This is a genomic window from Arthrobacter roseus (assembly GCF_016907875.1).
GTDB classification, from domain to species: domain Bacteria; phylum Actinomycetota; class Actinomycetes; order Actinomycetales; family Micrococcaceae; genus Arthrobacter_J; species Arthrobacter_J roseus.
Window position 1 is genome coordinate 2,898,726 of record NZ_JAFBCU010000001.1, and the last position, 18,550, is coordinate 2,917,275.

Genomic DNA, 18,550 nt, shown 5'->3' on the forward strand with positions numbered 1-18,550 from the left:
TAGGTGAAGCTTAAACTAACGGCCCACTTGTGGTATAACAAGGAGTAGAACATGGCGTCCGGTAGAGATGATCCCGGCCATGACGCTACCCTCCCTGCTTAAAAGCACATTGTGTCGGCGTGCCTTAGTAGTCTTGGAGGGGAAACCATTAACTGCCGCGCAGGAGCACACTGTATGAGTACTGAAAATGTCCCCGGATCAACCGCAGACCAACAAGAAGAGTTGTTGAGTCAGCTTCGTGATTTGATCCCTGAAGCATTTCAGGACGGCGAACTAGACGCCGATTCACTCCTTACAGCCCTCGGCGCTGGAGATGAGCGCAAGCCGTCATTCACGTTCAGCTGGCCGGGTATTGAGGAAGCACGTCAGGAAGCACGAGCCGCGACGACGGCCAGACTTATGCCGGATCCTGAAGCCTCTCTCAACTGGGAAAACGCGCGAGATGCTCTGGTTGAAGGAGACAACCTTCAGGTGCTTAAGTTGCTGAAAAGGGGCTACAGCGGCCAAGCCAAGTTAATCTATATCGACCCCCCATACAACACGGGAAATTCCTTCACGTACAATGACGATTTTGCCATCCCTGAAAGCGACTATCTCGCCGCGACTGGCCAAATTGACGAGCAAGGTAACGCAACGACCAGCAAAATCGAAAACACCGGTCGCAAGCATGCGCCATGGCTCTCTATGATGTTTCCTCGTCTAGCGGTCGCTCGACACCTCCTGCGCCGCGACGGAGTCATTCTCGCATCAATAGACAACAATGAAGTTCACCACTTCCGGCTCCTGCTGGATGCTGTCTTTGGAGCCGAAAACTTCGTTGACATGATGACATGGCGAGGTGCGAGGAAGGGTGACGGCAAGCTTACTGCTGGAGGGCAAGACTACATTCTCGTTTACGCGCGAGACCTCGAATATCTCAAAACGAAAGATACGCGATGGAAAGAACGAAAGAGTGGTCTTGAACCGGTCTATGCCAAGTTGGCGGAATTTCGTGCAGAACACGGCAACGACCACGATGCGGTGACCGCATGTCTCAAAAAATGGTACAAATCGCTGCCGGATGAAGATCCGTCCAAAGCACATGCGCACTACAAAGTTGTTGACGACCGTGGAATCTACTTTCCTGGCGACATATCAAGCCCGAATCCACGCCCGAACCTAATGTATGACTGGAAAGGCTACTCCGTGCCAGCAAATGGCTGGCGATATGAACGTGCTGCAATGGAGCGGCTCGATGCAGATAATCGATTACTCTATCCAGATACCACGGACAAACGAATTCAGGTCAAACGCTATCTCGAAGAACACGAAGACTGGTCTCCAGCATCAGTCTTCTATCGCGATCGACGTGCTGCATCCAAAGCGCTGAAGAAGCTCATGGATGTTGATGTCTTCGACAATCCAAAGAATGTCGACGTTCTGGCACGGCTTATCCACTCGATGACGGATGATGGAGATCTCGTTATTGATTTCTTTGCAGGATCAGGTTCAACTGGCCAAGCCGTGTGGGAGCAGAACCCTAAGGATTCAAAGACTCGGCACTGGGTGCTCGTCCAGATTCCGGCCAAACCCGACGCGACAGAAACCACTGGCAAGAATGCACTCAATGCGGGATACGAGACAATATTCGAAGTAACCGCGGAGCGGCTTCGCCGGGCGGCGGCGATGCTTCAGGGGGACACACTCGATGCTCCCGACCTTGGGTTCCGTGTATTTCGTACAAGGCCCACGAACCTCGTCATTCAGCCCCAGCTTATTGCTAGCCTCGGCATGACTGGCGACGAGTACCTGCAGATGTCTCTCTCAGGCACACACGGAAGCCCCGTCGTTACTGACGCAGACCCACTAGCGGTTGCGTGGGAAGTAGCGCTCAAATCAACAGCCACGAAGCTTGATGCCAAAGTCACAGAGCATGAGCTGAACGGCGTCACTGTCTATGAATTTACGCAAGCCGTTGCATCCTCTGACACTCCGGGGCGCTTGCTCATCAGCCTTGATGAATTCGATCTCGCTACGGCAGATGTCATTAAGCTGACCGACAACGACACGCTTATCCTTCGCGGAGATAAGGTCTCAGATGCAACCACGCTGACGCTAGCACCGCGGTTGCAGTCCAAATTGGTTTTGTTGGAGCGGGTGCCACGTGAAGTTTCGCTTTGAGGATCAGCCGCATCAAGCGGCGGCAATAGCAGCAGTAACAGACCTGTTTGAAGGCGCACTCCGTGCGCCATATGATGTTTTGGCTGGTCAAGCTGCTGGGAATGACGGCCACAGCGGCTTCACCCTAGATGCGAGCCTCCTTGCGGACAATCTGGCGACGATTACTGAACGCGAGTCGGTGGCCAGGCAAAATGACCTCGTGCTGCTGGAGAGCGAAGATCTGCAGGGTGAAGACCGTTCATTTCCAAACTTCTCCGTCGAGATGGAGACTGGCACGGGTAAGACCTATGTCTACATCGCAACAGCCCTCCGGCTGGCTGAAACATATGGTCTGCGTAAGTTTGTAATCCTCGTCCATTCTGTCGCTATCCGCGCAGGAGTCGTCAAGACTTTCGAACAAACTGAATCCCATTTCCGCACCAAATTTCCTGGCATTTCATACAATTGGGGCGTTCTTGGAGAGGGGTCCGGTCTGGATGACTTCACCGAGCCATCGGGAACTGTTCAGTTTCTAGTCGCGAGCGTTCAGGCAATCGACAAGCCAGACTCCAATTCCGTGTACCAGGAGGCTGAACAGCCACGGCTCTGGAACGAATCCGGCAGCGGAATATCAGGCATTGCATCGGCGCGTCCTGTGGTACTCCTCGACGAACCGCAGAACATGACTACCGACCTCCGTCGGAAGGCGATCGCGACACTAAATCCTCTCGTAGCGCTCAGATACAGTGCAACACACCGAGAACTCTTCAACCTTGTTCACCGACTAGGACCCAAAGCAGCCAGTGAAGCTGGATTGGTCAAGCGAGTGTCGGTCAAGGGCATCGTTGCTGGAGACTCTGGCAAGCCGTACCTACTTGTCAAAAAGATTCGGAGTGTCCGCAAACGACTTATGGCAGAGGTCGTCATAAATAGAGCCAGTAAGTCTGGCCCGGTTCGGACTGATGCGGTTCTGCAGAATAGTTCGGATCTTTTCTTGGAATCTGAAGGACTGGACGCTTATAGAGGTATGGTCGTCAACCGATTTGAACGTAAGCCAGATCGAATCATTTTCGACGACGGCACTGAAGTCCGTGTCGGTCACGAAATCGGCGTGGATCGTATTTCAGTGTGGAGCGATCAGATCCGCCATACAATTCGCCAACATCTCGCCCGTCAGGATCAGATCAACAGCACAGGGCGAACCGTCAAGGTTCTCTCACTATTCTTTGTCGAGCGGGTCGCAGATTACATTGGTGAAACTTCCGAGCTGCCGACATTGTTCGATAGGCTATTCCGCGAAGAATGGGTGCATGCGGGCCGGCCCGAAGCCGACTGCCCAGACCCAGAGTCGCTCCGCGTCCACTACTTCCCTTCCACCAAAACCGGAATCTACAAAGATACGAAGGGGAATGCATCCGACGCGGAGTTTGAAGCGAGGGCGTACGAAGAAATCATCACAAACAAGGAACTCATCCTGACACGTGATAACCCGCGCGCTTTCATCTTCTCTCACTCAGCACTGCGCGAGGGCTGGGACAATCCGAACGTATTCCAGGTTGGGTTCCTGCGACATACTCAGTCAGAGCTAGAGCGTCGTCAGCAAATTGGGCGAGGTCTTCGACTACCCGTTGACGAAGATGGACGCCGCGTCTTCGACCCGGCAACATGCCGCCTCACTCTAGTCGTCGATGAATCGTTCGCTGCCTTCCGCGAAGGACTCAATAATGAATACATCGCCGACGGCGGCTCCGGTAATGGCGATGACGGCCCGGAGCCAGACAACGCGGATAACGAGATCACGGTTCGACGACGTGCAGATAAGTTTGAAAGTCCCGAGTTTTCTGCATTGTGGAAACATATTCGCTATAAGGCTCGCTATCGAGTCAACCTCGACCCGGTTGTGCTGCCGGACGCCGTTGCAGCGTCCGAGATCTTGGATGATGTTGCATATCTCGCCCGGCGCGCGAACGTCTTACAGACGGCAGACTTAGAATATGACGATGAGGGTCAAGTCATCACTGGCGATAATGTCGTATCGGAAGATCAAGGCGAGTCCCTCGACATAGTCGGCCAACGCCTGCCTGATCCAGTCCGGCTGGTCGAAGACCAGCTACTGGCAACCAAATATCCGTTGCAGCTGACACGACCGACTATTATTGCGATTCTCAGTGCACTACCGCTTCGTGTTCGGCGTCGAGTAATCGACGACCCTGATCGCTGGGCGCGCATTGTTGCGAATGCCATTCGGACGACAACAATCGAAGAGATGGTGAAACATATTGGATACGAGCCGCTCCCCGATGGTGAGTCGTGGGATGCAGAGGTTGTGTTCATTGAAGCCGAAACTGTAAATCCCCCTCCAGTGATGCCTGAGATCGATCCGAGCTACGGCGTCGTACCAGCACCTGCTGATGGGGCAAACCTCTTCGACTCGACCATTTACGACAGCCACGTCGAACGATCATTCTCTGCACTCCTTGAAAATGACCAGGAGCATGTAAAGCTCTTCACCAAGCTACCAAGGCGCTTTCGTGTCCGCACACCAGTCGGTGAATACTCGCCCGACTGGGCAATCGTGTACGACGAGAGCGGCACTCAACGCCTGTACTTGGTTCGTGAAACCAAAGATACGACGAATCTCAAAGACCTGGAATGGGATGAAGCGATGCGTATTCGCTTTGCGAAGCGCCACTTTGAATCCGCACCTATTGGCCCAGTCGATTACATACACACCACTGACCGGGCCGGAATGAGAATTTCAATCGGGATGGATGGAACTCATCATGAGTAAAGCGTCATTTCCGTTGTGGTCGGACGAGCCTGCGATTCAGGACCTGCTCTCTTTCAACGCGGTTGCGCTCACGGCGGTTGATGCAGTTTTCGATGATGCACTGGATCCGATAGCACTCGGTCTTTCCGGTGCATGGGGCAGCGGAAAGACCAGCGTCCTGGAACTGATCAAAGCCGAGATTGAATCCCGTTCACAGGGACCAGAGACTAAAGTCTTGGTGATTTCAACCCAACCATGGCGCTACGACCCAGCTATCGGGCCAAAGGAAAGCCTCATTTCGGAAGTCCTCGCAGCTCTCGGAGGAGAACTCAAAGAGGATACAGCTGGCGAGAAGGCTAAGGGAATATTCAGAAGTCTTGTAAAGCGAATTAACTGGTCCAAGGCCGTCAAGATGGCAGCTATGACGTCCATGACTCTTCAACTACCTAAACCTGAAGATCTATTGAACCTCGTCAAGGACGGATCGCCAGAGGAACTTGGCGGCGAACGAGGCCTTGACGAGTTTCGAGAGGACTTCTCGCTCTTACTCAATTCCGAGGCTCTGGATCATATCTCGCGAGTGGTCGTGCTGGTCGATGACCTTGATCGATGCCTGCCTGAAACCGTCGTCGATACGCTTGAAGCGATCCGCTTATTCCTCTCGGCAAAAGGCATGTCGTTCATTATCGCGGCAGATGAAGACCGAGTTGCCGAAGCGATACAACAACGATTGGGGACTACCCCGGCATCGAACCAAGAAGAGGAAGCCCCGGCAAAACTGTATCTTCACAAGATCGTTCAAACCACGATTCCACTTCCAGGGCTGAGCCGATTCGACACTCAGGCGTACCTATTTCTGCTTCTCACGAAATCACAGCTGGACCCGGCTCAATTTGAACAGCTGGTCGAACAGTGCAACGAACTACGCCAAAGCGGGGGAAGTATCGACGATCTGACACTTCCAGATCATATTGATTTGACCACTAGTTTGGCCACCGCATCTCGACTCACACCGATTCTGTATGAAAAGTTTCATGGAAACCCACGAAATATCAAGCGATTCCTCAACGATCTAAACGTACGTCAAGCCGTTGCTAGCCGCCGAGGGATCATTTTGCCATCTGACGCTGTTGCGAAACTGATGGTACTTGAACGCCTTCTAAAGGATGATTTCCGGAGGGTTCTCGAATGGCTGGCATCTAACCAACTGAGGGATAAGCTTCAGGCACTAGACATGCTGGCCAATCGCGCAGAACCCCCTATTTTTACAGATAACGACCCTAGCGCGGAAAGTGATCCGCCCAAGAAGGGTGTTGCACGGAAAGTGGTACCTATCGTAGAGAAAACGTCAAAAGACGAGGTGTTCTCAGACACGATGGTTCGATGGGCCAAGTTGCCACCAACACTAGATGCGACTGCTGTATCTGGATATTTGTATCTGGCTGCGTCATTTGCACGCATTGAAGTAATCGACGAAGGCCTTCCTGAACGTCTCCGCGATATAGCAGCTGGCCTAACGTCAAGCCTGAAAGTGGATCGAGTTACGATTAGCGATGACAACTTGCGCGCACTTCCAATTGAGGACGTGTTGATGCTTATTGGACACCTCGGTCGTCGGACACGAGATCAACCGACTATCCAAAAGTACTCGGTCGAAGGAATGCTCCGGATAGCAGGAATTCATCCCTCTGCAACAGGGAGTGTAGTTTCTGCGCTTAAGGCATTGCCCGTCGCTGAAATAGAGCCTGCGACGGCGCTCAAGTTGAGGGCCTTGGATCAAGGTATATATCTCACTGTAATTGAGTCATGGCGAGCTGGTAATCCGACTCCGGAACTACAGAGAACACTCACGATTGTTGTTCAGGCTTGGGGCGTAGAACATGGGAACTAGCGGATCATTCGGCGGTAGCGGCGGTAAAGATGCGCACGACCTCCGCGACTCCGTGGCGGAGTGGCTGGACGGTTTCGATAACCCCGCTCCTGGTGATGCAGCCAATGACTCTGAACTCAACCCAGCCGAAATGCCAACTCGTCCAGGCCCGACGCCTATTGATATAGGTGCTACCTTGCGAGTTCTACTCCGTCCACGTGGCGGCGGTGATGGCCCTGGTGGTGGTGGAGGCGGTGGCGGGCGCAGTGGTGGCACTGGAGGGCGTTCCTCTGGAGGGGCCAGCCGTTCAGTGTCGACAATCTCCAGAGCGGCAGGACGCGCAGGACGACTTGCTCTGGCATATGGTTCAGCTGATCGAAATGCCCTTGACCGCGCCGGCCTAAACTACGATGAGTTGCGCTCACTTGGTGACCCTGTATCAATTGGAATCAGAATCGTCGAGGTGGCTTTTGACGCCCAACCCGATAGCACGATCGAAGACTCTGAAGCAAGAGATATCGTTGCGGCAGTAGTGGAATGGATACTCGATCAGCCCGCAAGCTCACATCCATCACCCGAGGACGTTGTTCGAAAGACGATCGAGTCGACAATCGCCGAAGTTACACTTACCGAAGTTTCTGCCAAAATACATAGTGAAGGTGCGTCGTTTGAGTCTCGAAGGGCCGCAGAAAACATGATTCGAGACCTTGCCGAAGAGTATGCGAAACAAACACCTCTGTCTGAGACAGGAGCCACGGAACGCGAGATGGCCTCTGCCATAGAAAATGGCATCCGAGACCTGGGCAGCATCCTTGGAGTTAAGTCATGAACAAGTTCCTTTTGACGCTATCCCAGCAAGACGCCGCTTCAGCGGTTGACTTTGACGAAATCTTCCTTTGGAATCGTTCAGCACCTGATAGCTTCACGGGAACCCTAGCCCCGCACCTTGATTCGTTTGGACCTGTTGATAGCAAGAACGTTGATTTCGTCCGCATCGCTCTCGGTGTTTTGGCAGCCGATAGATCGACACGTCGTCGTGCCCGAGGATCAAGCTGGAATGCCCGGGATATCTCGCTTACCGTACAAGTATCTAATCCGGTCATTTGGGCAAGCGTCGAACCAGAATTGGCGAAACTGGTCGCATTCCTGACTGGAGACCGGTGGTCGTTCGTCTTTGCTCAGGCCGCGGAAAATGACTCGTCACCCCTTCCGATCTCGGATGCGACATATACCAGAACGGTACTTACCAGTGGTGGTGCAGACTCCGCAGCTGGAGCGCTGATATCCGCTCGATCTTTTGCGGGTCGAGGTGAGCACGCGCTGGTTTCCCACTTTAGTTCCACTGCTATCTCTCCGGTGCAAAAAGCGTTAGTCGGCGCCATCCAGAAGTTCGCACCGACCACTCGGCAAGTGCATCATCAGGTTCATCTGAATCGACGATCGACGCGCGCCGACGGCTCACGATTCAAAGACGAACCATCGACACGATCACGATCCCTTCTCTTCTTGGCGATCGGCCTTGCTGTTGCAGAGCGGACCAAATCACCGCTATGGATCCCCGAAAACGGCTTCGCATCTCTAAACCCGCCACTCGGGCCAGACCGCCGTGGAAGTCTATCTACGCATACGACGCACCCAAAGTTCCTTTACGATCTACAACAAATCCTAGAAACAATTGGCGCACATGGGCTGATTGAAAACCCCTTTCAACATATGACAAAAGGCGAGATGTTCACTCGCGTTACCGAGGAACTTGGTACGACCGCGGCATCCGATTACTTGAGCGCGACCAATTCGTGCTCACACACAGACGCTCGATACAGCGGAGCCCCTCCTGGCAGTTCCTGTGGGGTCTGCTTTGGATGTCTTGTACGTCGGGCTTCTTTTGCATCTTCAGGAATCAAAGATCAGACAATCTACCTCAGCAATGATCCCAGCAAGCGTTTTCAGACGTTCGTAGACAAAAAGTCGATTGTCGAGCCAATGCGAGACTTCGCGATGCGTGGCATCAGGCCGAGGGACGTCATGGCCATGTCTTTGCCCGTAGGATACACGGCAGGCCAAGCACTCGATCTTTGTCAGAGAGGAACGAACGAGCTGAGAGAGTTCTTAAAGTGAAACCTCGTGTACTTCCGCCCATCGATATCCACGCGCACATTGATACCGCGACTTCACCGTCGCTGCTTGAAAAGCTTGGTGCCGTTGTCTTTGCCGCTACAAGATCGATTACCGAATTCGAACGTACACTCAAACGGACTGATCTCATCACTGTCTGGGGTCTTGGATGCCACCCAGGCGTGGCGACAGCTATGGAGAAATTCAATGAGTCTCGTTTTGAAGATCTAATGAAGCTCACCCCGTATGTGAGTGAAATTGGTCTTGATGGGCAATCACGAGTCTCAATGACAGTTCAGCAGTCAGTACTTCACACAATTCTTGAGCTCGCACAAAAGCAACCTCGAATCCTATCGATTCATAGTTATCGAGCAACAGGGAAAGTGATTGAGCTACTCGAAAGCGTGCCAGTTAGCGGTGTAGTCCTCCACTGGTGGCTCGGCTCTGTAGCCGAAACTAGTCGTGCGGTGGCCGTTGGCTGCATGTTCTCCGTCAACGCTGCGATGATGCAGAACTCTATAGCTCTTTCGGCAATTCCCATCGATCGGATCTTCGTGGAGACAGACCACCCTTCTGGTAACAAATCAGCACTGGGCCACCGTCAACCGGGGGCAGTAACCGATGTAGAAGCTCTGCTAGCAAAGCACTATGGAGTCTCTGCTGAAGCGATTCGAATGCAGCTATGGTCCAACTTCCAATGCTTGGTCGCCCAGCTCAAGATTGAAGCAATGTTCAGCTTACCGATCCAACGCATGGTCTCCGCATCGAGAACGGAATTGAGGTAATGGATGATGGCCGTGTCCATCGATATGTCGTTGGTGCCTAAGTCAGGGTGGTGGGTTGCACCGTAGGATGTTTGATCGATGGTTGCACCATTGGTCTTGGTGGGTGCTAGGTTCAACGATTTTTTATTCACTCATCGGTTTGCATCTGTACATACTCGGTGCGAATCCTCGCCATTCGTCATTCTCAGTGAAAACTAAAACCAGCCAGTAGACTGGTCAGTCAAGCAACGCGCGACCTTGACCGATTCGCATTTGCTGTCACAATAGGGGGAACTGTGATCGAAAAACTACTCATACGTAATTTCAAGAAATGGCACCGACTCGAACTGCCGTTGAATAGTGACGTCAACATCCTGGTTGGCGATAACGACACCGGAAAGTCTACGATCTTGCAGGCCGTCGAGATGGTACTTACCGGAAGAATCAGCGGTCGTGCAATTGAGCAAGAGATTGCACCGCATTGGTTCTCCCAAGAATGCGTTCAAGAGTATCTTGAATCAGTGAAGACGGATGCGACAGCGGCGCTTCCAGAAATCATAATCGAGGCGTACTTCAAGACAAGCCCTGAGCTAAATGACCTCGAAGGTCGAAACAATTTGCTTGGCGAGAAAGCGTCGGGATTCCAGCTTCTTATTACGTTCGACCCAGACTACACGGCTGAGTTGCAGTCAGTTCTGAATTCCAATGAAGAAATTACATCTTTACCCGTTGAATATTACAAGGTGGAACGACGCGACTTCTCAGGCGAACGTGCACCTGTTAGAAACCAGCCAGTCAAAGCTGCCATGATCGACACAAGTGGCGTTCGATTGTACTCCGGCGTCGACTACTACTTGCGGCATATCATTTCATCGAATTTGTCGGATAAGGAGCGTGCGGGGCTAGCCCTTTCCTACCGGACGTACCGAGAGAATATTTCAAAGTCCGAAGGCGTGACTACAGCTAACGAAGTCTTGTCTGAATCAGACAACACGCTCCGGAAGAAAACCGTCACGCTGGGACTCGACACATCAGCCAGGGCATCGTGGGAGACCGACGTCATCCCACATTTCGACGATATTCCATTTCACGCTGCAGGTCAGGGTGAACAATCTGCTTTCAAGATGCTCCTCGCCCTAGACAAGCATTCAAAAGACAAGCACGTCGTATTGGTTGAGGAACCGGAGAATCACCTCTCGTTCGGAAATTTGAACACCTTACTTGGACGAATCAAGGAGCGCGGGAAGAACCAACAGCTCATCCTGACGACGCATAGCTCCCTGGTTCTCAATAAACTAGGGCTAGACAAGCTGACGTTACTCGCGGAGGGAACGTATACGCGTTTCAACGACCTGTCTGACGATACGCGCGATCATTTCCTGAAACTCGCTGGCTACGACACTCTTCGACTTCTTCTTGCCAGAGCGACCATTCTAGTGGAAGGCCCTTCTGACGAGTTGATCGTCCAGAAGGCCTACGAGCAGCGTTTTGGTAATGCACCCATAGATGATGGCATCGACATCATTAGCGTGCAGCTCACATTCAAACGATTCCTCGAGCTCGGCGAAAAGCTTGGTCGAAAAGTCGCCGTTATTACTGACCTGGACTCCGAAACAGATCAGCTCAAAGCCCGGAAGCGTTTTCAAGGCTTCGAAAAGCCTGATGGAAATGTTCGCGGGTTTATAGGTGAAGTGGCAGACGGTCGCACACTCGAACCTCAAATCGTATCGGCGGCGGGTGTCAAAAGCTTGAATGCAGTTTTCGGAACCACGATCGCTGACAAGGCGGCCATGAGTGACTACATGACGAAGACAAAAACTGACGCTGCGCTAGCGATACTGCTCTCGGATGAAAAGATTGAATTCCCCAAGTTCATCAACGAAGCGATTGATCATGTCAGGTAGGATCATCGTTGCCGCGGCTGGCTCCGGAAAGACCGAGGCGATCGTGACTGCAGCCCTTGCCAAGCCTATTTCGGAACGCGTCATAATAACGACCTACACGACCGATAACCTCAGCGAAATACGACAGAGGATCATTAGCAAGGCTGGAGCCGTCCCACCAAATATCACGCTACTTGGATGGTTTAGTTTTCTGATCAAACACGGAATCAAACCATTTCAGTTCCCGACGTTTAAGACCAACTTTATCGACGGACTACATTTCGCAAGGCGGGAGGGTTTTCCTAGAAAGACCGACGTTCACAAGTACTACGTGAACCCACGTGGAGCGGTGTACAGGGACTTCGCGGCAGAGCTGGCATTACTTCTTGACACCCGATCTCAAGGTGACGTCTTTCGACGCATAGCGTCCATTTTCGAACACATACTGATCGACGAAGTTCAAGACATGTCAGCACGTGACTTTGAGTTTATTGAAGGTCTATTGACTAGTGGTGCTGCAATCACGATGGTTGGTGACCCACGGCAAGGAACGTTTTCTACAACCAATGCCAGGGCCAATAAGAAGCTAACCAAATCAAATGTTGGCGAGTGGTTCGAACTCTTGGAAAAGAAGCAGTTCGCAACTGTCAAGCCTTACGCGCATAGTTACCGTTGCAATCAAACAATTTGCGACTATGGAGACTTCATATATGAAGGCCGCGGGTTTGCACCAACGGAATCACGTCAAGCCGAAGTGACCGAACATGACGGTGTTTACATTGTCCACCCAAACGATGCTGTTGAATACGCCAAATCCTTTAGCACCATGGCTCTTCGCTATTGGGTGAAGACCCCAACGGGTAGCATCCCAGCGAAGAATTTCGGCGAAGTTAAGGGGCTAACATTCAAGCGAGTGCTCATCTTTCCTACAACGGGAATTGGCGACTTTGTTAGAAGCCAGAAGGAACTGAAAGCCGACACTCAGGCCAAGTTCTACGTAGCCGTCACCCGAGCACAACACAGTGTAGGCATAGTCCTTGATTCCCCTGGCGCAAGCGGGCTGCCGATGTGGAAACGGCCCGTTTGAAGTCCCTCTGACCAGTACGCGTTCTAGCAAATGTCACCGGACTATTCAAGATTCTCGCCACCGCGAACAAAATGACGACGCATTCAAGCTTTCAGATCAATAATGCACTTGAAGCGTGCGACAGCAAACGCTAAATCCCCGTCGTAGCCAACAGAAACTTGCGCGCCGTGTCATAGCTACACCCGACGCCCTTGGCAATGTCGCGGATGATGAATCCTTGTTTTCGCAGACGGATGATCTCTCGCTCCTTCTCTGGCGTGAGTCCCCGCTGCCTGGTTTGGACGCCCCGCTCGGACAGAAGCCTTAGCAGCGTGGATTTGGCGATGTTGTGCTCTTTGGCAAGATCAGTCGACTGCTCACCCGCCTGGTAACGCTGCAAGATAGCCGTCAGCTCATCCGGCGAAAATCGATCGGTGATGCGGTAGCGCTGGGAGTAGCGCTCGCCCGTGCTCGCTCTTGGGCGTGTTTCCCCTGATTTCAGCCGCTGGAGTGCTCGCGCTGCGGTAGAGAGTCGATCTATTTTGCGGTGTGCCTCCTTGGAATACTCTGCTAGCACCTCGACCAAAATGACACCTAAGAGCGCTTATTCGAAAGAATGAGCGCTTTTTTCGTTGCCAACGCTCACTTTAGCTTGCTAGTCTCAGGTCACTCGAACTATTCATCGGTTCGCCCAGTCATGAGGGGGATTCGTGGGGCTCTTTGATAAATCACCATACTCAACCAAGAACCTACTGCGCGGCGTTATGGCGGCACGTGCAAATGGTGAACCGTACAACGGCTATAAGTATGCGATAGCTTTCCAGCAAGAAGAGGACGATAGACAGGGTCGCAGATGGTCAAAGCAAAAAATGAGCTACGACCGCGACACAGACACCGTGCAGACGGACAACTTTATCGGCTACGCCGGTGAGAAGGGCCAGAAACGAAAAGTGCATATAGCCGTCACAGATGAGGGCGATGTCGTTTTCGTTCGAGATTTCGACGGCACTATTCTCTACGACAAGAAGCACGGCGTTGGTCGCCTCCCTGATAATCTCGACTGGAGCAAGTAGGAGAGGTGCTTCACCAGAGTAAATATCGAGGCGAAATGTTATCATATGTATGAATGACTAACATCCACCCAAGCTGGTCACAAATACATCCGAACCTGCCACAGCACAAGGTGGTGGAATTAACGTCCCAGTTAATCTCTTTGGGGACCCCACTTAACGAACATTCGAGCAAAGACCTGCATGACAAACAGCAGAGCGCTCGATCTCAGGTCGTAGAGATGCTCTCTTATTTGCTAGCTTCACAGGATTGGCTCAACGGCGAGACCGATCCAGTCTTGGACGAGATTCTGAGCATCTGTAGTCAACTTGAGATCAATCCTCTGGACGAGAGGCTATGGAGTGATCTTGATCTATGCGGTCGCGAGCTAGCCGGGCAACGATAGATGGGCGTTTCATCGCGGCCCTCGTCGGGGCTCATTCGAATGCAAGTCTTACAGTAGAAACTTTCTCGCCGTGTCATAACTACAGCCAACTCTCTTAGCGATGTCACGAATAATCATCCCCTGCCTTCGGAGCCGTATAATCTCTTCCTCTTTGGCCGTCGTCAGTCCACGGGTCCTGACTTCAACACCCCGCTCGACCAGCAGCCGCAGCAATGTCGACTTGGCGATGTCGTGCTCTTTTGCGAGGTTGGTGGAGTACTCTCCCCCTTCGTAGCGGGCAATAATGGCGGCAAGCTCATCAGCTGTGAAGCGATCGGTGATGCGATAGCGCTGAGAGTGGCGATCGAGTGACGCTGGTCTGGCCTGATTCTCCCCTGTCTTGAGGTGATCGAGGGCGATGCGAACGGCGGTCAGCTGATTCAATTTGTGGTCGAAGCGCCTTGAATACTGTGCCAGGACCCCGAACAAATAACAGAAGAAGTGCCTCCGGGAAACCGGGGCACTTCTTCTGTTAACAGAGGGTTGTCAGGTGGCTGGGATCAGCGTCTTTCTGGATCTCCGAAACCGACTGTTTCATCACTTTCCATGCGCTGGGTGCTTGGGTTGTACTGCGGCTTCTGATAGGCGAATTCGCCGCCATTTCTGCCACCGAAGGGGCGTCCATGGTCTGCGTACTCCTCTCGGAAGAATCCCAACCTCCACGGCCCCATCACCAATCTGGAACCCGTGCGCAGGGTGTAACCGCCCTCTTCACGTCCATCAGTGCTGCCGCCAGTGGTGCCATGACTCACGAGTTTGTACTCATCGTTGTCCGTGTGGACAATCTCCGCATGCAGTTCATCCAAACCGTCGAGTCGTAGATCCGAAGATTCCGCGCTTCCGATCGTAATTTGCGGGCCAGTGAGGTTGAACTCGGTTGGCATGGATCCGTCCCATGTCTCGCTGTCTCTTACAAGGATCAGACGTGGGCGCCCTGCACCGGAACCATAGTGCGTAGTGGTCACATTGCGTCGAATCTTCCGGTTAACGGTGGGAATCAACGGCCACGGAGTTCCGGGAGGAAATGGAACAGCGGCAGCTCCCGGCTTCTGGCGGCGCAGAAACGGCATCAACGCTCGCGCAGACCCCAACCGGATGTATCGTGACCTGCTGAACAAACGCTGTGCAGCAGAGGACTTGACGGCACCCACCGAAACGATCATGCCGTTGGGACCGATGACCGTAACCGTGAACCCCCGTTTTGCCAGTTCCTCCGCGAACGGTTTAGCCGCAGCGGCCAAGGGGCTCTTCCCAGCTTGAAAGACTTCCGGATTTTGGGTGCTGATTTCGACGTCTTTGCCGTCCGCCAGAATGGTGCCCGACGAGACGCGCTGCTCGCCGGATTCATCCGGCGGCTCCACCAGTTCGAAGGTCATATCGATGTGCAATTTCATGGCAGAGCTTCTTAGTTGCGCAGCTTATCGGAGCCAGCAGCCTCGTCATCGCTGGTGGTCACCCGAAGCGTACCGTTGAGCTTCCACACTGCTCGGGGAGCATCCGGTCCAATATCGCGGGGTACCTCCACGGTCATGTCCACGAAGCTGTAATTAACAGCCGCTCCGCGCCCTGTCAGGTAGGACCACATCTTCTCACCGAGATCAGCCCAATCGCTGATGTCGTGGAACTCTCCCGAGGTGTTGGGGGCCATGTTCTGCGTGCTCTCTGACATAACGTAATCTCCTCTTGGCAAGCTATGCGTTGTACCTCATGTAGTAGCTCAAGAGTAACCGCAGAACCCTTTACAGAATAGGGGCGCGCCCGGGCCTGGAGCTGCGGAGCTACTTATCCATTTCAAAAGCCGACGACGGCAGCTCTGATTCATCGGAAGCCATGGCCTGGACAATTCGGGCGGCGACGTCGTCGGGCGATTTCCCTTCAGCAAGCGTTGGCGCCTCCCCTGAAATTGCCCTGGTCACCAGTCCAGTTTCAGTATGTGGAGGACGCACATCAAGGACACGGATTTTGTAGCGCCGGAGCTCTGCTGAAAGAGCCGTACTGAAAGCGGTGAGAGCAGCCTTGCTGGCCGAGTAGACGGCCATGTTTTTCATAGGCTTCTCTGCAACGATGGCGCTGAGGTGCACGACCACGGCACCAGCGTTGAGGACAGGGGGCAGACTTCTCATGAGGCGCATGGGCGCGATGAGATTCAAAAGCATGATCTCATCGATGACATCATCGTCGGCGCTGGTGATAGGGCCAAAAGCAACTACACCGACAGCGTAGACAACCCCATCCAGACGGCGGTCGTCCGCGGAGGCAGCTTCGACAATTTTTGACGGTCCGTCCGGAAGGCTGAGGTCGGAGGTGACAGTTGTTGTCACCGCATCGCCCAGTTCGGCTGCAAGCTTATCCAGCTTGTCCTGATTCCGGCCGGACAGAGTGAGCTGCGCTCCCTCTTCCGCCAAGCGTCGGGCGATGGCACTACCCAAACCACCAGTAGCGCCAACAACGAGAATATGGCTGTCGTGAAGTTGTGTCATTTCTGTAGCCTACCAACCGAGCTTCTCCTCGGAGTGGCTTTAACGGGTGCGGCTTTAACGGACCCGTTCAAAAGCGATAGCGCTACTCGCAGGCAACGCCGTCGCCGTCGCGGTCCAGATGCGTACCGTAGCCCAATTGCCCCACATAGATCGGAGCCGCGCCCGCAGCACGGACGGCTGAACAGTTGGGGTAATAGGCTGCGGGAGCTGGCACGGGGGCAGGGGCAGGAGGAGCGGCTTCCTGAACCGGCGCCGGTGCAGGCTCTTGAACGGGTGCAGGGGCCGGCTCTTGAACGGGCGCTGGGGCGGGTGAGACCTGATTGGTGGGCGCCATGGTGTCCGGGCAGTTCGTCAGAATCCGCGCCATCGCATCGTGCTCGGCCTGCGTCACCCACAGCCGATACGTAGCCTTGACGGAGATCTGCCGTGCAACATACATGCAGCGGTACGAGCCGTTTGGTGGCTCTTCACGGTTGGTGGTGAATCCGGGGTTCGTGTCGTAGCAAAGTAAGGGCCCGTGGCCCTGTTGAGATGGATGTGTCTAGCATTCTTCTCAAGTCAGGAACCACGAGCCTTGAATCAGCCTACCCAGTCGTGCCCGGATGCGGCGACGACACTCTTCAATCTGCCCGGCTACCGAATCGTCACCGCCGTTATGAACGGTGACGGTATCCGTGTTGTCACGGTCGCCTCGGACTTCCCGCCGGGCTGCCCTGGCTGCGGTGTGATTTCCGATCGGGTGCATTCGCGCCGGATCCAGCGGGTTCGTGACATCCTCGTCGCCGGGCCGGTGAGCGTGTGGTGGGCCAAGCGCCGGTTCTTCTGTGACGAACCTGCCTGCACCCGGAAGACCTTTGCCGAGTCGACTCCGCAGATGCCCCGCTTCGCCCGGTCTACGGCCAGACTCAAGGACACGCTCAAAGACGCCGTCGTCTCCTCCGGTAGGGCGGCCAGCGAGGTCGCGGCCGCGTTCGGGGTGTCTTGGTGGCTGGTCAACGCGGTCGTACTCGCCGCAGCCGCGGCCCTGCCGCCAGCGGACTCACTGAGGGCTACAAGGCTAGGTATCGATGAACATCGCTACCGATCCGTGCGCTGGCTCCAAGACCAGCAGAGCAAGAAGTGGACCCGGTATGAGCCCTGGATGTCGATTCCGGCCAGGTACTGGGCATCGTGAACAGCCGCGACAGCCACGGCGTCGGGGCTTGGCTCAAGTCCCGACCCGCCGCCTGGCTGGCCGGCATCGAAACGGTCGGGATCGACCCTTCGGCGGCGTTCCGCAAAGCCTTGCGCGAGAACCTTCCCGATGCCGCCGTCTCAGTGGATCACTTCCACCTCGTCTTGCTGGCCAATGACATGCTCACCGGGGTCCGCCAGCGCGTCGCCCGGGAGCAACACGGGCGCCGCGGCCTGAAAACGGACAAGGCCTGGGCCCACAGGCGGTTGCTGCTGCGCGGCTACGACACGCTCTCCGACGCCGGCAAGAAACGACTCGATGATGTCTTCGCCACCGATGATCCGACCCAGGAACTCGCCGCCGCCTGGGGAGTGAAGGAAGCACTGCGACTGATGCTTTCCAGTAGCAATCCAGCCAGCGTCCAAGAGCGAAAAGAGTTCTTTGAGCGCCAGGTCAAGTCGGCGGCGATGATGGAAACTGATCGGCTGCTGACCACCGTGACCAAGTGGTGGCCAGAGATCCAAACACTGCTCGACACCCGGGTCACCACGGCGAAAGTCGAGGCAGCCAACACGATGATCAAAAACATCAAACGGATTGCTCGAGGGTTCCGCAATCCGACCAATTACCAATCACGTATCCTATTGAGAAGTGCCGCCCGGACGGTGGCATGAAATTCATCTCAACGGGCCGGAATTCACCACGAAACGCGAAGAGCCGGCTTAGGGGAAAGCGAAACCGCCCCCAGAAGCTGCGACTAACCGCCATTCGTGTGGCTAATAACTGCACCGCAA

At 54.1% G+C, this 18,550-nt stretch carries 15 protein-coding genes and 1 pseudogene; 10 read left to right on the forward strand and 6 right to left on the reverse strand.

What is annotated here, in order from left to right; translation table 11 throughout:
- Positions 1-174: 174 nt before the first annotated feature.
- From JOE65_RS14045 to JOE65_RS14080, 8 genes are all read left to right on the forward strand, one after another.
- The gene (locus JOE65_RS14045; RefSeq protein ID WP_205163776.1) at positions 175-2,160 is read left to right on the forward strand and encodes a site-specific DNA-methyltransferase; all 1,986 of its coding nucleotides are present in this window, start codon (positions 175-177) and stop codon (positions 2,158-2,160) included.
- Positions 2,144-4,930, forward strand: a complete 2,787-nt coding sequence (locus JOE65_RS15560; protein WP_205163777.1) for a restriction endonuclease — start codon at positions 2,144-2,146, stop codon at positions 4,928-4,930. The genes JOE65_RS14045 and JOE65_RS15560 overlap by 17 nt, the downstream gene beginning before the upstream one ends.
- The gene (locus JOE65_RS14055) at positions 4,923-6,800 is read left to right on the forward strand and encodes a KAP family P-loop NTPase fold protein (protein ID WP_205163778.1); all 1,878 of its coding nucleotides are present in this window, start codon (positions 4,923-4,925) and stop codon (positions 6,798-6,800) included. The genes JOE65_RS15560 and JOE65_RS14055 overlap by 8 nt, the downstream gene beginning before the upstream one ends.
- Complete coding sequence (locus tag JOE65_RS14060; RefSeq protein ID WP_205163779.1) at positions 6,790-7,608, forward strand: hypothetical protein; 819 nt, start codon at positions 6,790-6,792, stop codon at positions 7,606-7,608. The genes JOE65_RS14055 and JOE65_RS14060 overlap by 11 nt, the downstream gene beginning before the upstream one ends.
- Positions 7,605-8,897, forward strand: a complete 1,293-nt coding sequence (locus JOE65_RS14065) for an adenine nucleotide alpha hydrolase family protein (RefSeq protein WP_205163780.1) — start codon at positions 7,605-7,607, stop codon at positions 8,895-8,897. The genes JOE65_RS14060 and JOE65_RS14065 overlap by 4 nt, the downstream gene beginning before the upstream one ends.
- On the forward strand, positions 8,894-9,679 hold the full coding sequence (locus JOE65_RS14070) for a TatD family hydrolase (RefSeq protein ID WP_205163781.1): 786 nt from the start codon (positions 8,894-8,896) through the stop codon (positions 9,677-9,679). The genes JOE65_RS14065 and JOE65_RS14070 overlap by 4 nt, the downstream gene beginning before the upstream one ends.
- A 275-nt stretch (positions 9,680-9,954) precedes the next feature.
- A complete protein-coding gene (locus JOE65_RS14075; protein WP_205163782.1) occupies positions 9,955-11,562 on the forward strand; it encodes an AAA family ATPase in 1,608 nt (535 codons plus the stop codon).
- Entirely contained in the window at positions 11,552-12,628 is a 1,077-nt protein-coding gene (locus tag JOE65_RS14080; protein WP_205163783.1) for a UvrD-helicase domain-containing protein, read from the forward strand. Before JOE65_RS14075 ends, JOE65_RS14080 begins: the two co-directional genes overlap by 11 nt.
- A gap of 130 nt (positions 12,629-12,758) precedes the next feature.
- On the opposite strand, the gene JOE65_RS14085 is transcribed toward JOE65_RS14080, so the two are convergent.
- Positions 12,759-13,184 carry a helix-turn-helix domain-containing protein gene (locus JOE65_RS14085; protein WP_205163784.1) on the reverse strand — a complete coding sequence of 142 codons (426 nt, stop codon included), beginning with the start codon at positions 13,182-13,184 and terminating at the stop codon, positions 12,759-12,761.
- 133 nt (positions 13,185-13,317) lie between these two features.
- Between JOE65_RS14085 and JOE65_RS14090 the strand changes: the two genes are divergently transcribed.
- Positions 13,318-13,680 carry a hypothetical protein gene (locus tag JOE65_RS14090; RefSeq protein ID WP_205163785.1) on the forward strand — a complete coding sequence of 121 codons (363 nt, stop codon included), beginning with the start codon at positions 13,318-13,320 and terminating at the stop codon, positions 13,678-13,680.
- A gap of 431 nt (positions 13,681-14,111) precedes the next feature.
- On the opposite strand, the gene JOE65_RS14095 is transcribed toward JOE65_RS14090, so the two are convergent.
- The 5 genes from JOE65_RS14095 to JOE65_RS14115 all read right to left on the reverse strand — a co-directional run bounded on the left by JOE65_RS14095 (position 14,112) and on the right by JOE65_RS14115 (position 17,021).
- Complete coding sequence (locus JOE65_RS14095) at positions 14,112-14,486, reverse strand: hypothetical protein (protein ID WP_205163786.1); 375 nt, start codon at positions 14,484-14,486, stop codon at positions 14,112-14,114.
- Positions 14,487-14,602: 116 nt separating this feature from the next.
- Positions 14,603-15,496, reverse strand: a complete 894-nt coding sequence (locus tag JOE65_RS14100; protein ID WP_205163787.1) for an FHA domain-containing protein — start codon at positions 15,494-15,496, stop codon at positions 14,603-14,605.
- Between the two features lie 11 nt (positions 15,497-15,507).
- Positions 15,508-15,771: a hypothetical protein gene (locus JOE65_RS14105; protein ID WP_205163788.1), complete on the reverse strand. Its 264-nt coding sequence runs from the start codon at positions 15,769-15,771 to the stop codon at positions 15,508-15,510.
- 109 nt (positions 15,772-15,880) lie between these two features.
- Positions 15,881-16,582 (reverse strand): SDR family NAD(P)-dependent oxidoreductase, encoded by a 702-nt coding sequence (locus JOE65_RS14110; protein WP_205163789.1) that lies wholly within the window; start codon positions 16,580-16,582, stop codon positions 15,881-15,883.
- A gap of 82 nt (positions 16,583-16,664) precedes the next feature.
- On the reverse strand, positions 16,665-17,021 hold the full coding sequence (locus JOE65_RS14115) for an excalibur calcium-binding domain-containing protein (protein WP_205163790.1): 357 nt from the start codon (positions 17,019-17,021) through the stop codon (positions 16,665-16,667).
- A 96-nt stretch (positions 17,022-17,117) separates the two neighbouring features.
- Here JOE65_RS14115 and JOE65_RS15650 point away from each other — a divergent pair.
- Positions 17,118-18,430, forward strand: a pseudogene (locus JOE65_RS15650) (ISL3 family transposase).
- Positions 18,431-18,550 lie beyond the last annotated feature (120 nt).